The sequence below is a fragment of the Acidobacteriota bacterium genome (assembly GCA_003225175.1).
GTDB lineage: Bacteria > Acidobacteriota > Terriglobia > Terriglobales > Acidobacteriaceae > Gp1-AA112.
On sequence record QIBA01000198.1, the window covers coordinates 1 to 1,995 of the forward strand.

Consider the following 1,995-nt stretch of genomic DNA (forward strand, 5'->3'; position numbering starts at 1 on the left):
GTATTAAATAAATCAAAGTATTGTTTTTATTTAATAATACTTTTTTGTTATAATTTGTGTGAAAAGTTTTTATATATATAAAAAAGGATAAACGCTAGTAACAACTAAAAGATTAGTTGATCGTCATGTCAAATCGTATGACAAAAGATATGCGGCGACTACATCGCCGCAAAAAAAAGTATACCAAGTCCATTTAAATACTTACAAATGATTAGTATGAGGGTAAAGGAGTTAAGTTAAACACATTTATCTAAGATTGTTTTAAGCTCCCTTTGAACTCCCTTTAAAGTTCAACGTTAACTTGTTAGTAATAACAATAATTCTTTAGATATCATGAGTTCGAATTAGTTCTGTATTATATCGATTTGTATTAAATAATGGGTTCGATATCGATCTGTATTAAAAATGGGTTCGACATCGATCTTTATTAAAAATGGGTTCAATATCGATCTGTAGTAAATTGAGTTCGACACTGACTCAGCTCAATTTAATGACGTTAATTATGTCCTGCATTTTGTCCCCGGTATTTAATTCATAACTGCACAGATCTCTGTCATAAATATAATATAATAAAGTTTTTTCAAAATTCAGTTCTGGACGAATACTACCAAAAGTAATGTGGGTATTATTGACTAGAGCTAAATGTAACCTTATTTCTAATATATCTTCAGGAAAAAATCTGCCTCTAGAAGAAATTATTTTGTTTAATTCGAACGCCCCTTCAGCAAGTACAACAATATCATCTTTGTGTCTCTCGAATCTGTCAACTTCAAATTCTGTTATAAAAAACACAAATGGTGTGTTGCTTTCTGTAATAAAAATCGCAGCAAAGTCTGATCGCCCAAAGTCCCTTTTCGAATTACCAGAAAATAAATGATTCAATTCCCAAACAGGATTGAAATCAGAAAATGCATCAGAAAATATTTTTGACCACATCTGACATTTGACATGATTTTCAGAAGGATTACTTCTGATACCACGACATGGTGTGGGATTATATTGCATGATAGATGTGATCGCGGAAAGAACTATAGGAACTTCTAATCCGTAATAATTATTGTCATTGTAGAAAAAATTAAATATAAAATTCGATTCCATATTTCCGATAATATTCTCAGAAATAATTTTTTTCAAAAAATAAATAGCTTGTTCTGATCTAGGGATTTTTGACGTATCTAAACATTTTATCAAAATATTAAGCCAAATCTTTGGTTTCTTTTCGCTAATCCTTGAAACATTATCTTTTCGATTCCCGTAATTACTATTCACAATAAACCAGTTAGTAGCGCGTATCAATCTTTGTGACAACTGAGCAACAGCTTCATTATCGCTCTTCAAACTTTCCTTTAAATCTCTAAAATATTCTGGAAATTCTTTTGCCATTTTCTCATTATAAGGCTATAAAGATATTAACATTAATTTATAATTTGAAAAGATATTAACGTTAATTTAGAGCTTACCTTGGTAATTAGATTAATTAATCTTTTTATCTCCGGCCTTTTGTTGAATGTAGTCAACATAGTATCGTTAAGCTTTTTAGCTTTGTTCCGTATATTTTGATTTAAATTATCGTTATTTATTATTTTCGTTAAAACAGATCTAGTAAAATTAACCAGTACATCTTCATATGTATCTGTTACATTACAAGATAATAAATATTTCAAAAGATTTTCATGGGTCCAAGAGACATAGTCATTCTCGTTCAAATACTGTTCGATTATATTTTTTATTAAAAGTTCTGAACAGGTCGACATCTGTAAAGAGTTAAGTATTATTATTTGTTGTTAGCAAGGAAGTATAATATTTGGTTATAGAATATTTCAAATTAAGTATGCTCAGTGGAGAGGGTTTTCGAACTCACGCGCCAAAGAGAATAAAAATATGCTCAATGGAGAGGAATTTCAACTCACGCGCCATGAGAATACGGGTTAAAAAATAATATTCTAAACAAACGAAAATATTCATACTTCCCTTAGAGAATCTAAGTATTATGTT

The 1,995-nt window shown here is 29.5% G+C and carries 1 protein-coding gene; it reads right to left on the reverse strand.

What is annotated here, in order from left to right; genetic code table 11:
* Positions 1–477 precede the first annotated feature (477 nt).
* Positions 478–1,383 (reverse strand): hypothetical protein, encoded by a 906-nt coding sequence (locus DMG62_24485; GenBank protein PYY19563.1) that lies wholly within the window; start codon positions 1,381–1,383, stop codon positions 478–480.
* Positions 1,384–1,995: the final 612 nt, after the last annotated feature.